At 61.1% G+C, this 26,529-nt stretch carries 1 protein-coding gene; it reads left to right on the top strand.

Annotation, left to right across the window (positions count from 1 at the left end; translation table 11 throughout):
- The first annotated feature begins 229 nt into the window (after positions 1 to 229).
- Positions 230 to 26,374: an Ig-like domain-containing protein gene (locus tag U869_RS32025; RefSeq protein WP_025120542.1), complete on the top strand. Its 26,145-nt coding sequence runs from the start codon at positions 230 to 232 to the stop codon at positions 26,372 to 26,374.
- Positions 26,375 to 26,529 lie beyond the last annotated feature (155 nt).

Below are 26,529 nucleotides of genomic sequence, written 5' to 3'. Positions count from 1 at the left end.
TCAATGATCACGGGTATATACCTTACCTCACAGATAAGTTAGGAAACTTAATCATAAAATCCTATCAGGGAAGAATCATTCGTTACCTTTGCATTAGTTAGTCGTCTAAATACCAGGTTAAATTTAGCTCGGGGGTACGCCCATCGAGCGTACCAGCGCGCCTACAAAAGCCACACAACCGGCTTTGGCGCGCTATGCAAATTCACTTTGGCGTTCAGAGGCTCACAACATGGCACAAACCAATTTTACCCTTGGGGCTGTTGATATTATTGCTCGTCATGGCGGCACAAGAATCGCTGACGTAGCAACCGGTACCCCTTCCGTCAGCCTGACACAAAGCAGCATTGTGCGGATCCACGGCACTCAGGCTTTGGTGAGCAGCTATGAACGCCAAGGTAACGATCTGATCGTCCACATGAAAGACGGTACGACGGTGCGTTATCAGAGCTTCTTTGAGGTGGATGCTGACGGTAAACACAGTGAATTGGTGTTTGATGATGGCAATGGCACTATCCAGCACGCGATATTCCCGGCTACCGCCGCTAGCGCCGAGCCCGTGTTGATCACACCGCAGTTTGAATCCCTGTCTGACGTTTCGTCGCTGCTGATCACCAATCATGATGTCTCTAACGGAGCCATCGCCGCCATTCTGGCTGGCCTGGCGTTAGGGGCTGGCGTCGCCATCGCTACCGGGACAGGGAAAAACGATCACCACAACGACGAACCTTCTGTACCGCCAGAACAGCCGACCCTGACCGTCGGACAACTGGGCCAGGACAACGTGCTTAACGCCAGTGAAGTTAAAATTGCCCAGTTGCTGAGCGGCCTGACTACCGGCGTTGCAGCCGGCATGACCATCACGCTGACGCTCAATGGCAAAAGTTACACCACCACCGTCGGCGCCGATGGCAAGTGGAGCTTTGATTTCAGTTCCGCTGCGCTGTCTGGTCTGAAAGATGGCAATTACCAACTGACGGTCAAAGTGACCAACCAGGATGGGATCAGCGTTGAAAAAACCATCTCCGTACTGGTCGATACCACTCCGCCAGTCTTGACTGTCAACAAGCTGACCGGCGATGACCACCTGACCGGTGCCGAGTTAAAAGCGGCACAGGCACTGAGCGGTACCGGCGAGGCCGGGCTAACCATTACCATTACTCTGAACGGTAAAACCTACACCACGACGGTGGGTAGCGACGGCAAGTGGAGCCTGCAACTGCCTGCGGCAGACCTGGCGCTGCTGAAAAACGGTAACTACGAGCTCATCGTGACCTCCGTCGATAAAGTGGGCAACCAAACCACGGTCGATCACCAGATTTCGGTTGATACCAGCGTCGTCAATCCGACCCCGCACATCACGATTAACGCCCTGACCGGCGATAACGTCATCAATGCCAACGAAACCAAGAACGCGCAAACGCTGAGCGGACATACTCAAAACGTCGAAGCGGGGCAAACTGTTACCATTACCCTGAACGGCAAAACCTATAGCGCGGTGGTACAAGCCGACGGAAGCTGGTCGCTGTCACTGCCTGCTGCCGATCTGGCCGCACTGGCCAATGGCTCGCTCACCCTCAATGCCACCGTTACCGATAAAGCGGGGCAAAGCGCCAATGCGCATGAAAACATCACCGTCGATTTGACCGCCCCAACGCTTACCGTCAACAAGCTGGCCGGGGATGACATACTCAATGCCGCCGAGGCACATACGCCACAGACGCTGAGCGGCACCAGCAACCCGGGCCAGACGATTGTCGTCAGCCTGAATGGTAAAACCTACACTACGGTGACCGGGGCGGACGGCAAGTGGAGTCTTGAACTGCCTGCCGCAGATCTGCAGGCGCTGGCCCAAGGGGATAATACCCTCACCGTAACGGCCACTGACGCCGCAGGCAACAGCACCACCGTAACCGAGCATTTGCTGGTGGACACCGTGCCGCCGGTGCTGACGCTGGATAAGTTTACCGGCGATGATTTGATCACCGTCGACGAGCAAAAGTCGGCACAAAACATTACCGGCACCGCCTCCGTCAGCGAGGCCGGGCTGGTGGTCAGCGTGTCATTCAATGGCAAAACCTATACCGGTATCGTAGGTGCCGATGGCAAATGGAGCATCAGCGTCCCTGCCGCAGATATGGCAGCCCTGACCAACGGCAACTACGAGATGATCGCCACGCTTAGCGATCAGGCGGGCAATACGACAACCGCTCACCAGGCGGTCACCGTAGACAGCAATGCTTCGGCAATCCATATCGGTATTGTCTCTTCAGACGATAAGCTCAACGCCGTCGAAGCCGGGCTTCCACTGGCCATCAGCGGTACCACGGCCAACGTCGCTGCCGGGGCTACCGTTACCGTCACGCTCAATGGCAAAACCTATACCGCGCTGGTCTTGGCCGACGGTAGCTGGACACTGCAAGTGCCTAGTGCCGACCTGCAACTGCTGGCCGAAGGCAACAACAGCATTTCTGCCAGCGTCACCGGCAACGATGGTTCTACCGTCACCACCACGCATAATCTTGAGGTCTTTACCCATGATTTGCCAGCGGTCACATTGGACACGCCGTTTGGCGATGGGATCCTGAACGGCGCAGAAGCCGGGCAGCCACAGACCTTGACCGGCACTACCGGTATTACCACCCCGGGCCAGACCGTGACCATCACGCTGGGCGGTAAAACCTACACCGGCACGGTGGATGGCAGCGGCCATTGGAGCGTCACCATTCCTGTCGCCGATCTGCAAGCGCTGCCAGATGGCACCCCGGCCTTGACCGTCACGGTTACCGATGCCGCAGGCAATACCAATACCCTGACTACCACCGTCACCGTTGATGAAACTGCGCAGACCCTCACCGTTAACGTGGTTGCCGGGGATGATGTGCTGAACGCCGCTGAAGTGCAAACCGCACAGACCGTGTCCGGCACCGCGTCTATTGCCGATGCAGGTCGCACCGTCACGCTGACCCTGAATGGCAAGACCTACACCGCCGTGGTACAGGCGGATGGCACCTGGAGTACCAGCGTGCCTGCGGCCGACCTCGCCGCCCTGGCCGATGGCAGCCATAATCTGGTCGCCACCCTCACCGATGCCGCCGGTAACAGCACCAGCGTCACCCACGGCATCAACGTGGATGCCGATCCGGCCACCCTACCGACGCTCAGCATCAACGTATTCGCTGGCAACGATATTATCGATGGTGCAGAAGTGAAGACCGCCCAGACGATCTCGGGCAGCACCACCCATGTACAAGCGGGCCAGACCGTCACCATTACGTTGAACGGCAAAACCTACACCGCCACCGTACTGGCCGACGGATCCTGGAGCACCAGCGTCCCGGCCGCCGATCTGGCACTGCTGGCCAATGGCCAGACCACCATTACCGCCACTGTCAACGACAGCGCCGGTAACCCGGCTAACGCCAGCCATGAGGTCACCGTTGATACCAGCCTCAGTGGCCTGTCCATCGACGTGATTGCTGGCGATGACCGACTCAGCCTGGCCGAAAGCCAGTCACCACTGACCATCCACGGCAGCAGTGCCAACCTGGCCGTGGGCACTACCGTCACCGTGACGCTGAACGGCAAGACTTATACCGGCACCACGCTGGCAGACGGCACCTGGAGCGTCTCCGTTCCGGCTGCCGATCTGGCATTGCTAGCCGATGGTACCCTTTCTGTGACCGTGAACGCCGTCGATCAGGCAGGTAATCCGGTCAGCGGCAGCCATGATCTGGGCGTATTTATCCATGCCCTGCCGGACGTGACCCTCAACACCCCGTTTGGCGATGGGATCCTGAACGGCGCAGAGGCGGGTCAACCGCAGACCTTGACCGGCACCACAGGTATCACCACGCCGGGCCAGACCGTCACCGTCACGCTCGGTGGTAAAACCTACACCGGCACCGTGGATGCCAACGGCAACTGGAGCGTCAGTATCCCTTCAGCCGATCTGCAAGCCTTGCCAGACGGCACCCCGGCCTTGACCGTCACGGTTACCGATGCCGCCGGCAATACCAATACCCTGAACACCACCGTCATCGTTGATGAAACCGCCCCGACCCTGACCGTAAACGTGGTGGCCGGGGATGATGTGCTAAACGCCGCCGAAGTGCAGGCGGCACAAACCGTGTCCGGCACCGCGTCTATTGCCGATGCGGGCCGTACCGTCACCCTGACCTTGAACGGTAAAACCTACACCGCGGTAGTACAGGCGGATGGCACCTGGAGCGCCTCACTGCCAGCCGCCGACCTCGCCGCCCTGGCCGATGGCAGCCACAACCTGGTGGCCACCCTCACCGATGCCGCCGGTAACAGCACCAGCGTCACCCACGGCATCAACGTGGATGCCGATCCGGCCACCCTACCGACGCTCAGCATCAACGTATTCGCTGGCAACGATATTATCGATGGTGCAGAAGTGAAGACCGCCCAGACGATCTCGGGCAGCACCACCCATGTACAAGCGGGCCAGACCGTCACCATTACGTTGAACGGCAAAACCTACACCGCCACCGTCTTGGCAGATGGTTCCTGGAGCACCAGCGTACCGGCCGCCGATCTGGCCCTGCTGGCCAATGGCCAGACCACCATTACCGCCACCGTCAGCGACAGCGCCGGTAATCCAGCCAACACCAGCCATGACGTCACCGTCGATACCAGCCTCAGTGGCCTGTCCATCGCCGTGATCGCTGGCGATGACAGACTCAGCCTGGCGGAGAGCCAACTGCCACTGGCCATCCATGGCAGCAGTGCCAATCTGGCCGCCGGGACCACGGTTACTGTGACCCTGAACGGCAAGACTTATACCGGCACCACCCTGGCCGACGGCTCCTGGAGCGTCACCGTACCGGCTGCCGATCTGGCGTTGCTGGGCGATGGCAGCACTACCGTCACCGTGAGCGCTATCGATCAAGCTGGCAACCCGGTCAGCGGCAGCCACGATCTGGGCGTATTTATCCATGCCCTGCCGGACGTGACCCTCAACACCCCGTTTGGCGATGGGATCCTGAACGGCGCAGAGGCGGGCCAACCGCAGACCTTGACCGGCACCACAGGTATCACCACGCCGGGCCAGACCGTCACCGTCACGCTCGGTGGTAAAACCTACACCGGCACCGTGGATGCCAACGGCAACTGGAGCGTCAGTATCCCTTCAGTCGATCTGCAAGCCTTGCCAGACGGCACCCCGGCCCTGATCGTCACGGTTACCGATGCCGCCGGTAACAGCAATACCCTGACTACCACCGTCACCATTGATGAAACTGCGCCAACCCTGACCGTAAACGTCGTGGCCGGGGATGACGTGCTGAACGCCGCCGAAGTCTTGGCGGCGCAGACTGTCTCTGGCACCGCCTCGGTGGCCGATGCAGGTCGCACCGTCACCCTGACCTTGAACGGTAAGACCTATACCGCCACCGTGCAGGCGGACGGCACCTGGAGCGCCTCACTGCCTGCGGCCGACCTCGCCGCCCTGGCCGACGGCAGCCATAATCTGGTCGCCACCCTCACCGATGCCGCCGGTAACAGCACCAGCGTCACCCACGGCATCAGCGTCGACGCCAACCCGGCCAACCTGCCAACCGTCAGCATCGGCGTGTTCGCCGGTAACGATATTGTCGACGGCGCGGAAGTGAAAACGGCCCAGACAATTACGGGCTCCACCACCCACGTGGAAGCGGGCCAGACCGTCACCATTACGTTGAACGGCAAAACCTACACCGCCACCGTCTTGGCGGATGGATCCTGGAGCACCAGCGTACCGGCCGCCGATCTGGCCCTGCTGGCCAATGGCCAGACCACCATCACCGCCACCGTCAGCGACAGCGCCGGTAACCCGGCTAACGCCAGCCATGACGTCACCGTCGATACCAGCCTCAGTGGCCTATCCATCGCCGTGATCGCTGGCGATGACAGACTCAGCCTGGCGGAGAGCCAACTGCCACTGGCGATCCATGGCAGCAGTGCCAACCTGGTCGTGGGCACCACCGTCACCGTGACGTTGAACGGTAAAACCTACACCGGCACCACGCTGGCCGACGGCACCTGGAGCGTCTCCGTTCCGGCTGCCGATCTGGCCTTACTGGCGGATGGCACCGCCACCGTCACTGTCACCGCCGTCGATCAGGCCGGTAATCCGGTCAGCGGCAGTCATGATTTGGGCGTATTTATCCATGCCCTGCCGGACGTGACCCTCAACACCCCGTTTGGCGATGGGATCCTGAACGGCGCAGAAGCCGGGCAACCACAGACCCTCACCGGCACCACCAGCATCACTACCCCGGGCCAGACCGTGACCATCACGCTGGGCGGTAAAACCTACACCGGCACGGTGGATGGCAGCGGCCATTGGAGCGTCACCATTCCTGCCGCCGATCTGCAAGCCTTGCCAGACGGCACCCCGGCCCTGACCGTCACGGTTACCGATGCCGCTGGCAATACCAATACCCTGACTACCGCCGTCACCGTCGATGAGACCGCGCCGACCCTGACCGTTAACGTGGTTGCCGGGGATGACGTGCTGAACGCCGCTGAAGTGCAAACCGCACAGACCGTCTCCGGTACCGCCTCGGTCGCCGATGCAGGCCGCACCGTCACCCTGACCCTGAACGGCAAAACCTACACCGCGGTGGTGCAGCCAAACGGCTCCTGGAGCGCTTCACTGCCTGCCGCCGATCTGCAAGCACTGAGCGACGGTAGCCACAATCTGGTGGCCACCCTCACCGATGCCGCCGGTAACAGCACCAGCGTCACCCACGGCATTAACGTGGATGCCGATCCGGCCACCCTGCCGACGCTCAGCATCAACGTATTCGCTGGCAACGATATTATCGATGGCGCGGAAGTGAAAACCGCCCAGACGATCTCGGGCAGCACCACCCATGTGCAAGCGGGCCAGACCGTCACCATCACGTTGAACGGCAAAACCTACACCGCCACCGTCTTGGCGGATGGTTCCTGGAGCACCAGCGTACCGGCCGCCGATCTGGCGTTGCTGGCTAACGGCCAGACCACCATTACCGCCAGCGTCAGCGACAGCGCCGGTAACCCGGCTAACGCCAGCCATGACGTCACCGTCGATACCAGCCTCAGTGGCCTGTCCATCGCCGTGATCGCTGGCGATGACAGACTCAGCCTGGCGGAGAGCCAACTGCCACTGGCGATCCATGGCAGCAGTGCCAACCTGGCCGTGGGTACCACCGTCACCGTGACGTTGAACGGTAAAACCTACACAGGCACCACGCTGGCGGACGGCACCTGGAGCGTCTCCGTTCCGGCTGCCGATCTGGCATTGCTGGCCGATGGCACCCTTTCTGTGACCGTGAACGCCGTCGATCAGGCCGGTAACCCGGTCAGCGACAGTCATGATCTGGGCGTATTTATCCATGCCCTGCCGGACGTGACCCTCAACACCCCGTTTGGCGATGGGATCCTGAACGGCGCAGAAGCCGGGCAACCACAGACCCTCACCGGCACCACCGGCATCACCACGCCGGGCCAAGCCGTCACCGTCACGCTGGGGGGTAAAACCTATACCGGCACCGTGGATGCCAACGGCAACTGGAGCGTCAGTATCCCTTCAGCAGATCTGAAGGCCCTGCCAGATGGCACCCCGGCCTTGACCGTCACAGTCACCGATGCCGCGGGCAACACCAATACCCTGAACACCACCGTCACCGTCGATGAGACCGCACCAACCCTCTCTGTCGGCCTGATTGCCGGTGATGATGTGTTGAACGCCGCCGAAGTGCTGGTGGCACAGACTGTATCCGGCACCGCCTCGGTCGCCGATGCAGGCCGCACCGTCACCCTGACCCTGAACGGCAAAACCTACACCGCCGTGGTGCAACCGAACGGTTCGTGGAGCACCAGTGTGCCTGCCGCCGATCTGCAAGCACTGAGCGACGGTAGCCATAATCTGGTGGCCACCCTCACCGATGCCGCCGGTAACAGCACCAGCGTCACCCACGGCATCAGCGTCGACGCCAACCCGGCCACCCTGCCGACGCTCAGCATCGGCGTGTTCGCCGGTAACGACATTGTCGACGGTGCGGAGGTGAAAACCGCCCAGACGATCTCGGGCAGCACCACCCATGTACAAGCCGGGCAGACCGTCACCATTACGTTGAACGGCAAAACCTACACCGCCACCGTCTTGGCCGACGGTTCCTGGAGCACCAGCGTACCGGCCGCCGATCTGGCGCTGTTGGCCAACGGCCAGACCACCATTACCGCCACCGTCAGCGACAGCGCCGGTAACCCGGCCAACGCCAGCCATGACGTCACCGTCGATACCAGCCTCAGTGGCCTGTCCATCGCCGTGATCGCTGGCGATGACAGACTCAGCCTGGCGGAGAGCCAACTGCCACTGGCGATCCATGGCAGCAGCCAAAACCTGGCCGTGGGCACCACCGTCACCGTGACCCTGAACGGCAAGACTTATACCGGCACCACGCTGGCGGACGGCACCTGGAGCGTCAGTGTTCCGGCCGCCGATCTGGCGTTGCTGGCCGATGGCACCGCCACCGTCACTGTCACCGCCGTCGATCAGGCCGGTAATCCGGTCAGCGGCAGCCACGATCTGGGCGTATTTATCCATAGCCTGCCAGACGCCACCCTCAACACACCGTTTGGCGATGGCATCCTCAATGGTACCGAGGCGGGTCAACCGCAGACCCTCACTGGCTCCACCGGCATCACCACCCCGGGGCAAACCGTCACCGTCACGCTGGGGGGTAAAACCTACACCGGTACCGTGGATGGCAGCGGCAACTGGAGCGTCACGCTGCCCAGTGCCGATCTGAAAGCGCTGCCAGACGGCACCCCGGCCCTGACCGTCACGGTCACCGATGCCGCCGGCAACACCAATACCCTGAACACCACCGTCACCGTCGATGAGACCGCACCGACCCTGACCGTTAACGTGGTTGCCGGGGATGACGTGCTGAACGCCGCTGAAGTGCAAACCGCACAGACCGTCTCCGGTACCGCCTCGGTGGCCGATGCAGGCCGCACCGTCACCTTGACCTTGAACGGCAAGACTTACACCGCCGTGGTGCAACCGAACGGCTCCTGGAGCGCTTCACTGCCAGCCGCCGATCTGCAAGCGCTCAGCGACGGTAGCCACAATCTGGTGGCTACCCTCACCGATGCCGCCGGTAACACGACCAGCACCACGCATGTCTTGGGTATCGATGCCAACCCGGCCAACCTGCCAACTGTCAGCATCGGCGTATTCGCCGGTAACGACATTGTCGACGGCGCCGAAGTGAAAACAGCCCAGACCCTGTCCGGCACCACCAGCCATGTGGAAGCGGGCCAGATTGTCACCATTACCCTGAACGGTAAAACCTACACCGCCACCGTCTTGGCCGATGGTTCCTGGAGTACCAGCGTACCGGCCGCCGATCTGGCACTGCTGACCAACGGCCAGACCACCATTACCGCCACCGTCAGCGACAGCGCCGGTAACCCGGCCAACACCAGCCATAACGTGACCGTCGATACCGATCTGAGCGGGCTGTCCATTGCCGTGATTGCCGGTGATGATAAACTCAGCTTGGCGGAAAGCCAGTTGCCATTGGCTATTACCGGCACCAGCCAGAATCTGGCCACGGGTACGACGGTTACCGTCACGCTCAACGGGAAAACCTACACTGGCACCACGCTGGCCGACGGTTCCTGGAGCGTCACCGTACCGGCGGCCGATCTGGCCCTGCTGGCCGATGGCACCGCGACTATCAGCGTGACCGCTGTCGATCAGGCCGGTAACCCGGTCAGCGGCAGCCACGATCTGGGCGTATTTATCCATACCCTGCCAGACGCCACCCTCAACACGCCGTTTGGCGATGGCATCCTCAATGGTACCGAGGCGGGTCAACCGCAGATCATTACCGGCTCCACCGGTATCACCACGCCGGGCCAGAGCGTCACCGTCACTCTGGGCGGTAAAACCTATACCGGCACCGTGGATGGCAACGGCAACTGGAGCGTCACGCTGCCCAGTGCCGACCTGAAGGCCTTGCCAGACGGCACACCAGCCCTGACCGTCACGGTCACCGATGCCGCCGGCAATACCAATACCCTGAACACCACCGTCACCGTCGATGAAACCGCGCCAACCCTCACCGTCGGCCTGGTTGCCGGGGATGATGTACTGAACGCCGCTGAAGTGTTGGTGGCACAAACCGTGTCCGGCACCGCCTCGGTGGCCGATGCAGGCCGCACCGTCACCCTGACGCTCAACGGCAAAATCTACACCGCCGTGGTGCAACCGAACGGTTCGTGGAGCACCAGTGTGCCTGCCGCCGATCTGCAAGCGCTCAGCGACGGCAGCCATAATCTGGTCGCCACCCTCACCGATGCCGCGGGCAACAGTACCAGCGTCACCCACAGCATCAACGTCGACGCCAACCCGGCCAACCTGCCAACTGTCAGCATCGGTGTGTTTGCCGGTAACGATATTGTCGACGGCGCCGAAGTGAAAACCGCTCAGACCCTATCCGGCACCACCACTCACGTGGAAGCGGGCCAGACCGTCACCATCACGTTGAACGGCAAAACCTACACCGCGACCGTCTTGGCCGACGGTTCCTGGAGCACCAGCGTACCGGCCGCCGATCTGGCGCTGCTGGCCAATGGCCAGACCACCATTACCGCCACCGTCAGCGACAGTGCCGGCAACCCGGCCAACACCAGCCATAACGTCACCATCGATACCGATATCAGCGGGCTGTCCATTGCCATCATTGCCGGCGATGACAAACTCAGTCTGGCGGAGAGCCTGTTGCCATTGGCCATTAACGGTACCAGCCAGAACCTGGCCGTGGGGGCGACGGTTACCGTCACACTCAACGGGAAAACTTACACCGGCACCACCTTGGCAGACGGCTCCTGGAGCGTCTCCGTACCGGCAGCCGATCTGGCCTTGCTGGCTGATGGCACTGCCACCCTGACCGTCACTGCTGTCGATCAGGCCGGTAATCCGGTCAGCGGCAGCCACGATCTGGGCGTGTTTATCCATGCCCTACCGGATGCGACCCTCAACACGCCGTTTGGCGATGGCATCCTCAATGGTACCGAAGCGGGCCAACCGCAGACCCTCACTGGCTCCACTGGCATCACCACCCCGGGCCAGACCGTCACCGTCACCCTGGGGGGGAAAACCTACACCGGTGTTGTGGATGGTAGCGGCAACTGGAGCGCCACCATTCCGGCTGCCGATCTGCAGGCATTGCCAGACGGCACACCAGCTCTGTCTGTCGTGGTCACCGATGCCGCCGGTAATAGCAGTACGCTGAATACCACCGTCACCGTCGATGAGACCGCGCCGACCCTGACCGTTAACGTGGTTGCCGGAGATGACATACTGAATGCCGCCGAAGTACAGGTGGCACAAAGCGTGTCCGGTACCGCCTCGATAGCCGATGCAGGCCGCACCGTCACCTTGACCCTGAACGGCAAAACCTACACCGCGGTGGTCCAACCGGATGGAAGCTGGAGCGCCTCACTGCCCGCCACCGATCTGCAAGCGCTCAGCGACGGCAGCCATAATCTGGTGGCTACCCTCACCGATGCCGCCGGTAACACGACCAGCACCACGCATGTCTTGGGTGTCGATGCCAACCCGGCCAACCTGCCGACCATCAGCATCGGCGTGTTCGCCGGTAATGACATTGTCGACGGCGCAGAAGTCAAAACCGCTCAGACCCTGTCCGGCACCTCGGCTCATGTGGAGGCAGGCCAAACTGTCACCATTACGCTGAACGGCAAAACCTACACCGCCACCGTATTGGCCGACGGTTCCTGGAGCACCAGCGTACCGGCCGCCGATCTGGCCCTGTTGGCCAACGGCCAGACCACCATTACCGCCAGCGTCAGCGACAGTGCCGGCAACCCGGCCAACGCCAGCCATAACGTAACCGTCGATACCAACCTGAGCGGGCTGTCTATCGACGTGATTGCCGGTGATGACAAACTCAACCTGGCCGAAAGCCAGTTGCCGCTGACCATCACTGGCGACAGTGCCAATCTGCCGTTGGGTGCCATCGTCACCGTAACGCTGAATGGCAAGATTTACATCGGCCTCACCCTGCCAGACGGTTCCTGGAGCGTTCAGGTTCCAGCCGCCGATCTGGCGTTGCTGGCCGATGGTACTGCCACCGTCAGCGTGAGCGCTGTCGATCTGGGCGGGAACCTGGTCAGCGGCAGCCACAATCTGGGTGTGTTTATCCATGCGCTACCGGACACCACCCTCAATACGCCGTTTGGTGACGGTATTCTGAACGCGACTGAGGCAGGCCAACCGCAGACCATCACCGGCTCTACCGGTATCACCACGCCGGGCCAGACCGTGACCGTCACGTTGGGCGGCAAAACCTATACCGGCACCGTGGATGGCAGCGGCAACTGGAGCATCAGCGTTCCGTCCGCCGATCTGCAGGCACTGCCAGACGGCACACCAGCTCTGTCTGTCGTGGTCACCGATGCCGCCGGTAACAGCAGTACGCTGAACACCACTGTCACCGTCGATGCCACCGCACCAACGCTCACCGTCGGCCTGATTGCCGGGGATGATGTGCTGAATGCCGCCGAAGTCCTGGTAGCGCAGACCGTCTCCGGTACCGCCTCGGTGGCCGATGCAGGCCGCACCGTCACCTTGACACTCAACGGCAAAATCTACACCGCAGTGGTGCAACCAAACGGTTCGTGGAGCACCAACCTGCCTGCTGCCGATCTGCAAGCACTCAGTGACGGCAGCCATAATCTGGTCGCCACCCTCACCGATGCTGCCGGTAACAGCACCAGCGTCACCCACAGCATCAGCGTCGACGCCAACCCGGCCAACCTGCCAACGCTGAGCATCGGCGTGTTCGCTGGTAACGATATTGTCGACGGCGCGGAAGTGAAAACCGCCCAGACTCTGTCCGGCACCTCGGCTCATGTGGAGGCAGGCCAAACCGTCACCATTACGTTGAACGGCAAAACCTACACCGCGACCGTCTTGGCCGACGGTTCCTGGAGCACCAGCGTACCGGCCGCCGATCTGGCGCTGTTGGTTAACGGCCAGACCACCATTACCGCCACCGTCAGCGACAGCGCTGGGAATCCAGCTAACGCCAGCCATAACGTGACCGTCGATACCAACCTGAGCGGACTGTCGATCGCCGTGATTGCCGGTGACGACAAACTCAACCTGGCGGAAAGCCTGCTGCCATTAACCATCAACGGCGGCAGTGCCAACCTGGCCACGGGCACCACCGTGACGGTGACACTCAACGGTAAAACCTACACCGGCACCACTCTGGCGGACGGTTCTTGGAGCGTCAACGTACCAGCGGCCGATCTGGCGTTGCTGGCGGATGGCACTGCTACCCTGACCGTCATCGCCGTCGATCAGGCCGGTAACCCTGTCAGTGGCAGCCACGATTTGGGCGTGTTTATCCATGCCCTGCCGGACGCCACGCTGAACACCCCGTTTGGCGATGGCATCCTGAACGGTACGGAGGCAGGCCAACCGCAGACCATCACCGGCTCTACCGGCATCACCACGCCGGGGCAGACCGTCACCGTCACGCTGGGTGGCAAAACCTACACCGGCACCGTGGATGGCAGCGGCAACTGGAACGTCACCGTACCTCCTGCCGATCTGCAAGCGTTGCCAGACGGTACACCGGCCTTGACCGTCACGGTCACCGACACCGCTGGTAACAGCAATACGCTGAACACCACCGTCACCGTCGATGCCACCGCGCCAACCCTCACCGTGAGCCTGATTGCCGGGGATGACGTGCTGAACGCCGCCGAGGTGCTGGTGGCACAGAGCGTGTCTGGCACCGCGTCTATTGCCGATGCAGGCCGTACCGTTACCATCACCTTGAACGGCAAAACCTACACCGCTGTAGTGCAACCGAACGGTTCGTGGAGCACCAGCGTGCCCGCAGCCGATCTGCAAGCACTCAGTGACGGCAGCCATAATCTGGTGGCCATCCTCACCGATGCCGCAGGCAACAGCACCAGCGTCACCCACAGCATCAGCGTCGATGCCAACCCGGCCAACCTGCCAACGCTCAGCATCGGCGTGTTCGCCGGTAACGACATTGTCGACGGCGCGGAAGTGAAGACGGCTCAAACGCTTTCAGGGACCAGTACCCATGTGGAAGCCGGGCAGATTGTCACCCTCACCCTGAACGGTAAAACCTACACCGCCACCGTATTGGCCGACGGCTCCTGGAGTACCAGCGTACCGGCAGCGGATCTGGCGCTACTGGTTAACGGCCAGACCACCATTACCGCCAGCGTCAACGACAGCGCCGGTAACCCGGCCAACACCAGCCATGCGGTGACGGTCGATACCGATATCAGCGGGCTGTCGATTGCCGTGATTGCCGGTGACGACAAACTCAACCTGGCAGAAAGCCTGTTACCACTGGCCATTAACGGCAGCAGTACCAACCTGGCCGTGGGGGCGACGGTTACCGTGACCTTGAACGGTAAAACCTATACCGGCACCACGCTGGCGGACGGTTCCTGGAGCGTCTCTGTACCGGCAGCCGATCTGGCATTGCTGGCCGATGGCACCGCGACCCTGACCGTGACCGCCGTCGATCAGGCCGGTAACCCGGTCAGCGGCAGCCACGATCTGGGCGTGTTTATTCATACCCTGCCGGACGCCACCCTCAACCCCCCGTTTGGCGATGGCATCCTCAATGGTACCGAGGCGGGCCAACCGCAGACCATCACCGGTTCTACCGGCATCACCACGCCGGGGCAGACCGTGACCGTCACGCTGGGGGGTAAAACCTACACCGGCACCGTGGATGGTAGCGGCAACTGGAGTGTCAGCGTTCCGTCCGCCGATCTGCAAGCGTTGCCAGACGGGACACCAGCCCTGTCCGTGGTCGTCTCCGATGCCGCCGGTAACAGCAGTACGCTGAACACCACCGTCACCGTTGATGCCACTGCGCCAACCCTCACCGTCGGTCTGGTCGCTGGGGATGACGTGCTGAACGCCGCCGAAGTCCTGGTGGCACAGAGCGTGTCCGGCACCGCCTCGATCGCGGATGCGGGCCGTACCGTTACCCTGACCTTGAACGGCAAAACCTACACCGCGGTGGTGCAACCGAACGGTTCGTGGAGCACCAGCCTGCCTGCGGCCGATCTGCAAGCGCTCAGCGACGGCAGCCATAATCTGGTGGCCACCCTCACCGACGCGGCTGGCAACAGCACCAGCGTCACCCACAGCCTCAATGTCGATGCCAACCCGGCCAATCTGCCAACCGTCAGCATCGGCGCATTCGCTGGCGACGATATCGTCAACGGTGCCGAAGCGCTGGTTATCCAGACTCTGTCCGGTACCACCACTCACGTGGAAGTGGGCCAGATCGTAACCCTGACCCTGAACGGCAAAACCTACTTCGCCAGCGTGCAGGTGGGCGGCGGTTGGAGCGTTAATGTTCCGGCGGCGGATATGGCGTTGTTAGCCAATGGCCAGACCACCATTACCGCCAGCGTCAACGATCAGGCGGGCAACCCGGCTACCGGCAGCCATACCATCACCGTTGATACCGCGGTGGAAAGCATCGCCATTAACGTGATTGCCGGTGACGATAAGCTGAACCTGACCGAAGCCTCACAACCTCTGACCATCAGCGGCACCACCGTCAACGTGAATGCGGGCCAAACCGTTACCGTAACCTTGAACGGCAAAACCTACACCGGCGTTGTCCTGGCCAACGGCAGTTGGAGCGTAGCGGTTAACAGCACCGATCTGCTGGCACTGCAAGACGGCCTGACGACGGTCACCGCCAGCGTTTCCAACCCAGGCGTGGATCCGGTGAGCAGCAGCCATTCACTGGATGTATTCACCCACACCTTGCCAGCTCCGACAATCAATCTGCCGTTTGGCGATGGGTTCCTGAACCAGGCTGAAGCCGCCACTGCACAACAACTGAGCGGCAGCACCGGTATCCCTGGTGCAGGGCAAAGCGTCATCGTCAGTCTGGGTGGGAAAACCTATACCGCTACCGTGGATGGTAATGGTAACTGGAGCGTTTCCATCCCGTCGGCCGATCTGCAAAACCTGCCTGCAGGAAGCAATACCATCAGCGTGGCCGCTACGGACGCCGCCGGTAACAGCGTGTCAGGCAGCGTGACGGCACAGGTTGACCTGGTGCCACCAACTCTGGCGGTCAAACCGTTCGCAGGAGATGACAAAGTTAACGCGCTGGAAAGCCTCAGCGACCAGGTGGTTTCCGGTACCGCCTCAATTGCCGACGCCGGGCGTACCGTTACGGTGACCCTCAACGGTAAATCCTATACCGGGGTAGTCGCCAACGACGGCACCTGGAGCGCCACCATCCCGAGTGCCGATCTGCAAGCGATTGGCGATGGCAGCTATCCATTAACCACCACACTGAGCGATGCTGCGGGCAACACCACCACCGTCACCCATACCGTGACCATCGACGCCAATCCGCTGGATCTGCCAACCCTGACCATCGGAGTCTTTGCCGGTAACGACATTATCGACGGCGCAGAGGTGAAAACCAGCCAGACGCTGAGCGGCACCACCACCCACGTGGAAGCGGGCCAGTTGGTGACCATCACGCTGAATGGCAAAACCTACACCGCTACCGTGCTGGCGGATGGGACCTGGAGTACCAGCGTACCGGCCGCCGATCTGGGCCAACTGGCTCAGGGCAACAGCACCATTAGCGTCAGCGTTAGCGATACCTCTGGCAACCCGGCCACGGCAACGCATAACGTGGTGGTCAACACCGCGCTGAGCGGTATCGCTATCGACGTGATTGCCGGTGACGATAAGCTGAATCTGGCTGAAAGCCTGCTGCCATTAACCATCAACGGCAGCAGCCTCAACCTGGCCACAGGCGCAACCGTGACCGTAACGCTGAACGGCAAAACCTACACCGGCATTACGCTGGCGGACGGTTCCTGGAGCGTGCTGGTTCCACCGGCCGATCTGGCTCTGCTGGCCGACGGCAATATCAACCTGAGCGTGTCCGCTGTCGATCAGGCGGGTAACCCGGTCAGCAGCAGCCATAGCTTGGGCGTGTTTATCCATAACCTGCCGGATGCCACCCTCAATACGCCGTTTGGCGATGGCATCCTGAACGGCACGGAAGCGGGCCAGCCGCAAACCATCACCGGTTCAACCGGCATCACCACGCCGGGGCAAACCGTCACCGTCACCCTGGGGGATAAAACCTACACCGGCACGGTGGATGGCAGCGGCAACTGGAGCGTGACCGTACCGGTTGGCGATCTGCAAGCGCTGCCGGACGGCACGCCACCGCTCAACGTGGTCGTTACCGATCCTGCGGGCAACAGCAATACGCTGAACGGCACCGTGGTGGTTGATAAGGTCGCCCCGACCCTCACCGTCGGCGTTATTGCCGGGGATGATGTGCTTAACAGCGCGGAAGTGCTGCTCAACCAGACCGTTTCGGGCACTGCCTCCATCGGGGATGCCGGTCGTACCGTGACGCTGACGTTGAACGGCAAAACCTACACCGCACTTGTGCAGCCGGATGGTTCGTGGAGCACTTCATTGCCTACCGCCGACCTTACCGCACTGGCAGATGGTAGCTATAACCTGGTAGCCACCCTGACCGACAGCGCCGGTAACAGCACCAGCGTCACCCACGCTATCGGAGTCGATGCCAGTGCGTTGAACGCGCCGGTGCTGACCATCGGCACCTTTGCGGGCAACAACATTATTGACGGTGCCGAGGTGCAGGCAACGCAAACCCTGAGCGGTAGCAGCCTGCGGGTTGAAGCCGGACAGATTGTAACCATTACCCTGAACGGTAAAACCTATACCGCCACCGTGCAGGCGGACAGTTCCTGGAGCACCACCGTTCCGGCCGCCGATCTGGCCCTGCTGACCAACGGCAACCTGACTATCACCGCTGACGTGAGTGATAAAGCCGGTAACCCGGCCAGCGCCACCCATGACGTCACGGTCGATCTCACGCAGAGTGCGTTGGCGATTGCCCCAATCACCGGCGATAACCAGTTGAACGCCATTGAAGCCGCCGCAGGGATCAGCATCAGCGGCAGTTCAACCAACGTGGCCACAGGTGCAACCGTCACCATTGCGCTGAACGGCAAGTTCTACACTGCCGTGGTGCTGGCCGATGGTAGCTGGACCACCACGGTGCCATCCGCCGATCTGACCATCCTGGGCGATGGCAAACTGACCGTCACCGTCAGCGCTACCGATGAAGCGGGTAATCTGGTCACCGGTTCGCAGCAGTTGGGCTTACTGATCAACAGCCTGCCAGTTGCCACCCTGAACACCCCGTTCGGCGATGGCTATCTGAACAAGGCGGAGTCCACCAGCGATCAAACGCTGAGCGGCACCACCGGGGTCAACGGCAGTGGTCAAACCGTCAGCGTGGTGCTGGGAGGGAAAACCTATACCGGCATCGTGGATAACAGCGGCCACTGGAGCGTGAGCGTGCCAAGTGCCGATCTGGCAGCATTGCCAGACGGCCCAACCAACATTGGGGTCACTGTCGGCGACATAGCTGGCAATACCTCCAGCATCAACTCCAGCGCCACGGTAGATCTGACGCTGCCGGTGTTGACCATCAACACAGTTAGCGGCGATGACATCATCAACATTGCGGAAAGCCAGCAGTCACTGCAAATCACCGGCACCGCACCGCTCAACGACAGCGGCCAACCGGTAGTGGTGAAGGTAACCATCAACGGCTTGACCTATAACGGGCTGGTGCTGGCGGATGGCAGTTGGAGCGTCACCATTCCGGCTGGCGATCTGGCCAACCTGCCGAACGGTGGCACCACCATCACCGCCACCTTGACCGATGCCGCAGGCAACACCGGCACAGTCAGCCACGGCATCACCCTGGATACCGATCCGGCTCAGGCTCCGCTGTTGACCATCAACACGCTGTCCGGTGACGATTACCTCAGCCTGGCGGAGTCCAGCTTGCCGCTAACCATCAGCGGGGGCAGCCAACGCGTCGAACAAGGGCAGCAGGTTACCGTTACGCTCAATGGTAAAACCTACACCGCCACCGTCGGCGTGGACGGCAGTTGGAGTCTGCAAGTACCGGCAGCCGATGTGGGAGCCTTGCCAAACGGCAAAGACACCATCACCGCTACGGTCAGCGATACCTCTGGCAATCAGGCCAACGCTAACCACAACCTCACCGTGATCACCGATGCGGGCAATCTGCCGCAGCTGTCGGTCAACGTGATCGCCGGTGATGACATCATCAACGCCAATGAAGTGAAATCCGCCGTCATCATTAGCGGAGGGTCCAGCCATGTGCAGCCTGGCCAGGTGGTCAGCGTGCTGCTCAACGGTAAGACCTACACCGCCGTGGTGGGTGCAGACGGTAGTTGGAGTGCCACGGTGCCAGTTGCCGACGTACAGGCACTGCCACAAGGCCCGCAGACTGTCACCGCTTCGGTAACCGATGTCGCCGAAAACCCGGCCAGCGCCACGCATAGCGTCAGCGTGGATACCCTGCCGCCGTTGCTGGAGATCGATCTGTTTGCTGGCGATAACATCCTGAATCTGGCGGAAGCGCTGCTGGGCCAGGTGTTGAGTGGGCATACCGATCCGGGCCTGACCGTGACCGTCACACTGGGGGCCAACGTTTACACTGCCCTGGCGGATCCGACGACCGGTGCATGGAGCGTTAATATCCCAAGCAATATCCTGCAAGGGCTGTTGGATGGCAACGTGACCATCGGCGTGAGCGTCACCGATGCCGCCGGTAACGGCATTTCAGACTCGATTACGGTGGCGGTCAACACCCATACGTTGCCATCACTGACGTTGAACCCGCTGTTTGGCGATAACATTCTCAACATTGCCGAGTTGGGTGTAGCAACGCCAATCGGCGGTGCCGCGCTCAACCTGCTGGTCAACACCCCGGTCTTGATCAAGATTGGCAGCTACGTGGTGAACGGTATCGTCAATGGCGATGGCACCTGGAGCGCGCTGATCCCGGCCAACGCCCTGGCCTTGCTGGCAGATGGCACTGTGCAGGTGGTGGTCTCTGCGGTAGATGCCGCAGGTAACCCAGCAAGTGCCGGTGGCTCGCTGGAGATCTTGTCGCATATCCTGCCGAACCCAACCATTAACCTGCCGTTTGGCGACGGTGCCCTGAATCTGGTGGAGGCCGGTGTCAATCAGCTGTTGACCGGCACCACCGGCATTATTGGCAACGGTCAGACGGTAGTGGTCAGCCTCAACGGTAAAGACTACAACGCCACGGTCGGTAACAACGGCCAGTGGAGCGTCACTCTGCCGACCACCGATCTACTGGGGTTGATAGATGGGCCACACACCATCAGCGTGGTTGCCACCGATAAGGGCGGCAACAGCCACGGTGCGACACTGGACTTCAACAGCACCCTCACCGGGCTGCCGGTAGCCGAGTTGGATACGCCGTTTATTGATGGCATCGTCAACCATGCCGAAGCCTTGCTGGGCGGAGCCCTCACCGGTACTACCGGCCTTGCCAGCAATCTGGGCCAGAAAGTGACGGTTAACGTCAACGGTCTGAACCTGAACGCCACGGTGAATGCCGACGGTAGCTGGACGTTGCCGCTCAACAGCGCCACTCTGCTCAGCCTGCCGGACGGTAACTGGCCAATCACCGTAACGGTAACGGACGCGGTGGGTAACACCAATAGCACCAACGGTTCGCTGGAGATCCTGATCAACAAGCTGCCGTTGCCAACCCTGGATCTGCCGTTCGGCGATGGTCTGCTGAATATTGCCGAAGCAGCGCTGGCGCAAACCCTGACCGGCAGAACCGGTCTGGTCGGTAGCGGCCAAATCGTCACGGTGACTGTGGATGCCGGTCTGCCAAGCCAGCAGATCTTCACAGCCTTGGCCGATGGTCTGGGAGGCTGGTCACTGCCTCTCAATACCACTCAGCTTGGCGTGTTCACCAACGGTACGCATACCATTGAAGTCACCGTCGAGGATCGCGGCGGCAATACAGCAACCACTGCGCCGCTGGATGTTACCGCATCACTGAACCTGCCACTGCCAACCATCACCCCTCCGTTTGGCATCGACGGTGTTTTGAACATCAGCGAAGCCACCGGGGCCTTGACTATCACCGGGACTACCGGGGTCAACGGCGCAGGTCAGGCCGTCAAGGTAACGATCGATGTCAACGGTATCAGCTACAACGCACAGGTTGACGCCAGCGGTAACTGGACGCTGCCGCTGCCTGCCGGTACGTTAAGTGCTCTGCTGGATGGGCCACACGTGTTGACCGTTACAGCGACCGACGCCGCTGGCAACACCAACAGTAGTTCATTGAACTTCGCCAGCGATCTCACCGCGCCGGTGCCGACCATCGCCACGCCGTTTGGTGATGGGTTCCTTAACCTGGCCGAAGCCAACCTGGGGCAAACCCTCAGCGGTAGCGCAGGTGACGCTACCTCGGTCAGCGTGAAGATCGGCAATCAAACCTTTACCGCACAGGTCAGCGGTGGCAACTGGAGCCTGGCGCTGACTACACCAGAGTTGAAAGCGTTAACCGAAGGCGATAACAGCATCACCGTGACCGCCACGGATGCCGCAGGCAACCAGGGTACAGTCGGTTCATCGGTGCATATCTCGATCACCACTCTGCCTACCGTTACCATCGCCAACTTCACGGCGGATAACACCATCAACTACGCCGAAAGTCAGTCGGTACAGTTGATTACCGGTACTTCCACCCACGTCGCTGTTGGGCAGCAAATCATCGTCACGCTCAATAGCAAAACCTATACCGGTGTGGTGTTGGCAGACGGCAGTTGGAGCGTCACCGTTCCGCCTGCCGATCTGAAAGCCCTGGGCAGTACGCCGAGCATTACGGCTCAGGTCAGCGATCAGGCGGGCAATATTGCCGTCGACAACCACAACTTTACCGTTAACCTGACGCCTCCGGGCCAGATAATCACTATCGATCCTATCACCGGCGATAATATCGTTAACGCCAGTGAGGTCGGGCTGGTCATCAACCTCACCGGTAAAGTGGTTGGCGGGATCGGGCTTGGTCAGGTCGTCACCATTATCGTCGGTGGCCTGCCGCTGGGTGTTCCTATCACTACCCTGGCGGACGGTACCTTCAGCACGGTAGTTACCTTCCCGGTTGATGGCAATATTGTGGTCAGCGCCAGCACCACACTGCTGACACCGCTGCCAACGGTGTTTACCGCCAGCGAAAGCGTGTTGGTCGATCGTATTCCACCGACGCTCACCATCAATGCCTTCGCGGGTAACGATGTATTGAACGTCAGCGAAAGCAGCGTCGCCCAGGCGATTTCCGGTACTGCCTCGGTGTCTGAAGCGGGTCGCATCGTCACCATCACGCTGAATGGCAAAACCTACAGTGCACAGGTCAGTGCGACCGGTACCTGGTCGGTCAACGTGCCACCGGCAGATCTGGTCAACCTGCCGCAGGGCCCTAACACCATCAATGCCACACTGTCCGACGCCGCAGGCAACACCACGGCGACAACGCACACCATTACCACCGATACCACACTGCCGCTGCTGCAGGTTGATCTGCTGACCGGGGACAATATCCTGACGCTGGCAGAAGCCCTGGTAAACCAGGCGTTAACCGGTACAGGCGGCGTTGGCGAAACCGTCACCGTGACGCTGGGGCCGTTAACTGCCAGCGTGGTGGTTGGTCCGGATGGTAAGTGGAGTATTCCGTTACCGTCACTCAACCTGCAAAGCCTGACCGATGGGCCGCAGATCATCGGCGTCACCCTGACCGATACCGCAGGCAACAGCAGCCACACCGACGTCACGCTGAACGTGGCGTTGAACAAAACGCTCGGCGCGGGGGTTAACGCCCTGTTTGGCGGCGATGGCGTGCTGAACCTGGCCGAATCACTGCTCACTCAGGTGATCAGCGGCACCGCTACCGGCAATTACAACGGTGCAGTCGTCCACGTCACCATCGCAGGCATCACGCTGGATGCGAACGTGGGCGGCAACGGCCAGTGGAGCGTCTCACTGCTGCCAAGCCAACTGAGCCTGCTGGGTGATGGCCTGGCACAGGTCAACGTGCAGATCGTCGATGCCAACGGTAACGTGGTTAACGATCTGGTTGATATCAACGTGCTGACCCACAACCTGCCGGTGATCGGCCCGGTCGTCGCCTTTGGCGATGGCCTGCTGAATGCAGTAGAAGCCGGTTTGTCGCAGACCGTCAGCGGGGTGATTACCGGTCTCGGTGTCGGCGGCGGCAGCGTTAGCGTCACTCTCGGCACCAAAACCTATACCGCCAGCGTCGGCACAGGTGGTGCCTGGAGTCTGACCATCCCACCGTTGGATCTGGCGGCGCTGAGCGACGGTAATCTGGCGCTGGGCGTCTCGGTGACCGACTCGGCCGGTAACGTGGTGAGCAAAAACATCGATATCACCGCGATCATCCACAACCTGCCACACATCGTGCTGGATCCGGTCTTTGGCGACGGCATCCTCAATGTGGCAGACCTGTTGCTGAACCAGACCATCAGCGGCACCGTCACCAATCTGGCGAAGGGTGCCACCATCACTCTGGATATCGCCGAATCACAAACGCTGACCGCTACCGTGGGTGACGGCGGCAAATGGAGTGCTACCGTCACGCCGGATATCCTCGGCGTCCTGCAAGGACTGGGCAACGGCAACTTTACCGTTACCGCTTCAGCGACCGATGCGGTGGGTAACACCACCAGCGCGACCGCCGGGCTGCAACTGGATGTGAAACTGCCGGTGATCACGCTCGATCCGCTGTTTGGCGGTGATGGCTTCCTCAATGCGGCAGAAGCGCTGGTAGCCCAGACCGTCAGCGGTACCGTGGCCTTTGCCAGCGCTGGTGCGCAGGTACAGGTTTCACTCGGGGGTAAAACCTTCCTGACCACCATCGGTGCCGACGGCAAGTTCAGCCTGGTGCTGCAACCTGCCGATCTGCACACCCTGCTGGATGGCAATATCAACCTGGGCGTTTCGGTACTGGATGGCTCCGGTAATACCGGCGTACTCAATACCGTGGTCGATGTGATCGTCAACAAGCTGCCAACGCTGGCGCTGAACCCGCTGTTTGGCGGCGACGGCTTCCTCAATGCGGCCGAAGCGCTGCTGACCCAGACCATCAGCGGTACCACCACCAATGCGGCGGCTGGCTCCCATGTGGCAATCCAGATTGGCACGCTGCAACTGAACGCCACCGTCGCTGCTGATGGCAGTTGGAGCGCCAACATTACTCCGCTGCAACTCTCTGGGCTGTTGGAAGGCAATCTGACCGTCAGCGCGACGGTAACCGATCCAGCGGGTAACACCAGCGGTGCCAGCGTGGGCATCAACGTGGCGACCATTCTGCCAACGATAACGCTCAACCCACTGTTTGGCGACGGTGTGCTGAACCTCACCGATCTGTTATCACCGCAAACCCTGAGCGGGGTGGCCACCAACGTGACGGCAGGTACCACCATTAGCCTGACGCTGGGCAGCCACACCTATACCACCACCGTCGATGCCACCGGTAAATGGCAACTGCCGATCCCGACCCTGGATCTGCAAGGCCTGCTGGATGGTCTGACCAACGTAACAACCACGCTCACCGATGCGGCGGGTAACGTTGTGACCCAGGTCAGCCCACTCAACGTACTGATCAACGCCCTGCCAACCCTGACGCTGGATCCCGTATTTGGCGGTGACGGCCTGCTCAATGCTCTGGAAGCCACTACCAATCAGATCATCAGCGGTCATACCACCAACGCACCGGGTGCGACCATCCAGATCCACCTTGGCAGCAATACCTTTACTACCCAGGTAAAAGCCGACGGTAGCTGGTCACTCAGCCTGACGCCGCTCAATCTGTCCAGTCTGCTGGATGGCAACCTGTCACTAGGCGTGTCGGTCACCAACTCCGCAGGCAAGACCGGCAGCATCAACGCCGATCTGGGCGTGGGCATCCACAACCTGCCGACCGTCAGCCTGGGCAGCCTGTTTGGTGATGGTTTCCTCAACCTGAGCGAAGCCAACCTGAACCAGCTGATTGGTGGCACCACCACCAACGCCATCGGCGGTAGCGTCAGCGTCAATGTGGGGGGGCTGGTATTGACCGCCGCTGTCGGTGCCGATGGGAAATGGAGCGTCAGCGTTCCTACCGTGAACTTGGTCAATCTGGCAGATGGGCCATTGTCAGTCGGCGTGACAGTCACCGATCATTACGGTAACACCAGCTCGGCCAACGCCAGCGCCACGGTGAAAATCCACGCGCTGCCGTTGTTGGGTATCGATGCCCTCGGCACCTTAGGCAGTGCGCTGAGCATCTTGACCAACGGCCTGTCTGTCAGCGGTACCAGCCTGAACGTGCAGCAAGGGGCAAAAGTCAGCGTTACCTTGCTGGGCAGTACGTTGCTGGGCACCGTGGATGCCACCGGACATTGGTCGGTGAAATTCGACACCACCAACGCCCTTAAGGGTCTGAATGTGCTCAACCTGATCCCAACCCTGTTGGGCACCGTGGTAGCGGCTTCGGTGACCGACCTGGCGGGCAACGGCGTCACCGTCTCTGCGGGCCTGACTTCCGGTATCGAACTGCCGCTGCTGATGACGTCGAGCGCCACGGTCGAAACGCTGTCGCTGGACACTTCGGGTTCCGAAACCACCAGCACCGACAGCACTACCGATCACACCGCAGTCCAGCATGCTCAGGTGGCAAGTGTGCAGCATGCGACAACCGAAACCAGCACCCCAACCAGCGAGGCCAGCAGCACCCCAACCACAACCGATACCAGTGAACCAGTCACCAGCACGCTGGTAGTGAACCCATCGCTGCCGGTGGATACCGCAAGCGAAACCAAGGTTGAAGACACCACCTTCAGCATTGGCGGCGTCACCATCAATCTGGCAGACGGGACTACCGCCAGCGGCGACACCATCCATGGCAGCAGCGGTAACGATGTCATCCACGTCAACGCCCTCGACTTCCTGTCGATCGACGGCGGCGCGGGCATCGATACCCTGGAGCTGGATGGCAAAAACCTCAACCTGGATCTGACGGCGTTGGGCCTGAAGGTGCAACACATCGATATCTTCGATTTGGGCACCAGCGGCACCAACAGCATCACCCTGGATCTGCACGAAGCGCTGAACGTCAAGGACGCCGCCAGCGACAACCTGCTGATCAAGGGCAGCATCGGTGACCAGGTCAATCTGACCCAGGGCGAAGGCGGTACCTGGAGTTCGGTGGGCCAGCGGACGGTCGATGGCCAAGTGTTCGACGTGTACCACAACTCCGCTCTCGAAAGCGGCAACACTCTGGGAGATGTACTGGTGCAGCAAGGTCTGCACGTCAATCTGGTGTAGTACCCGGCCCTGCTGTCAGCCACTGGTTCGTTCGCCGCGAGCCAGTGGCATGGGAATGACGGCATTCAGGCCAACGCAGTGCGGCGGTACCGTTCGGGAGACGGGCCGCCGAAATTAACGATCGTCACAATAACAAAGCCGAAACGGCACCACCG

Source organism: Serratia sp. H1w, assembly GCF_000633355.1.
Taxonomy (GTDB): domain Bacteria; phylum Pseudomonadota; class Gammaproteobacteria; order Enterobacterales; family Enterobacteriaceae; genus Chania.
Note: the sequence above shows the minus strand (reverse complement) of the source record. Positions and strands in the feature narration are given on the sequence as shown.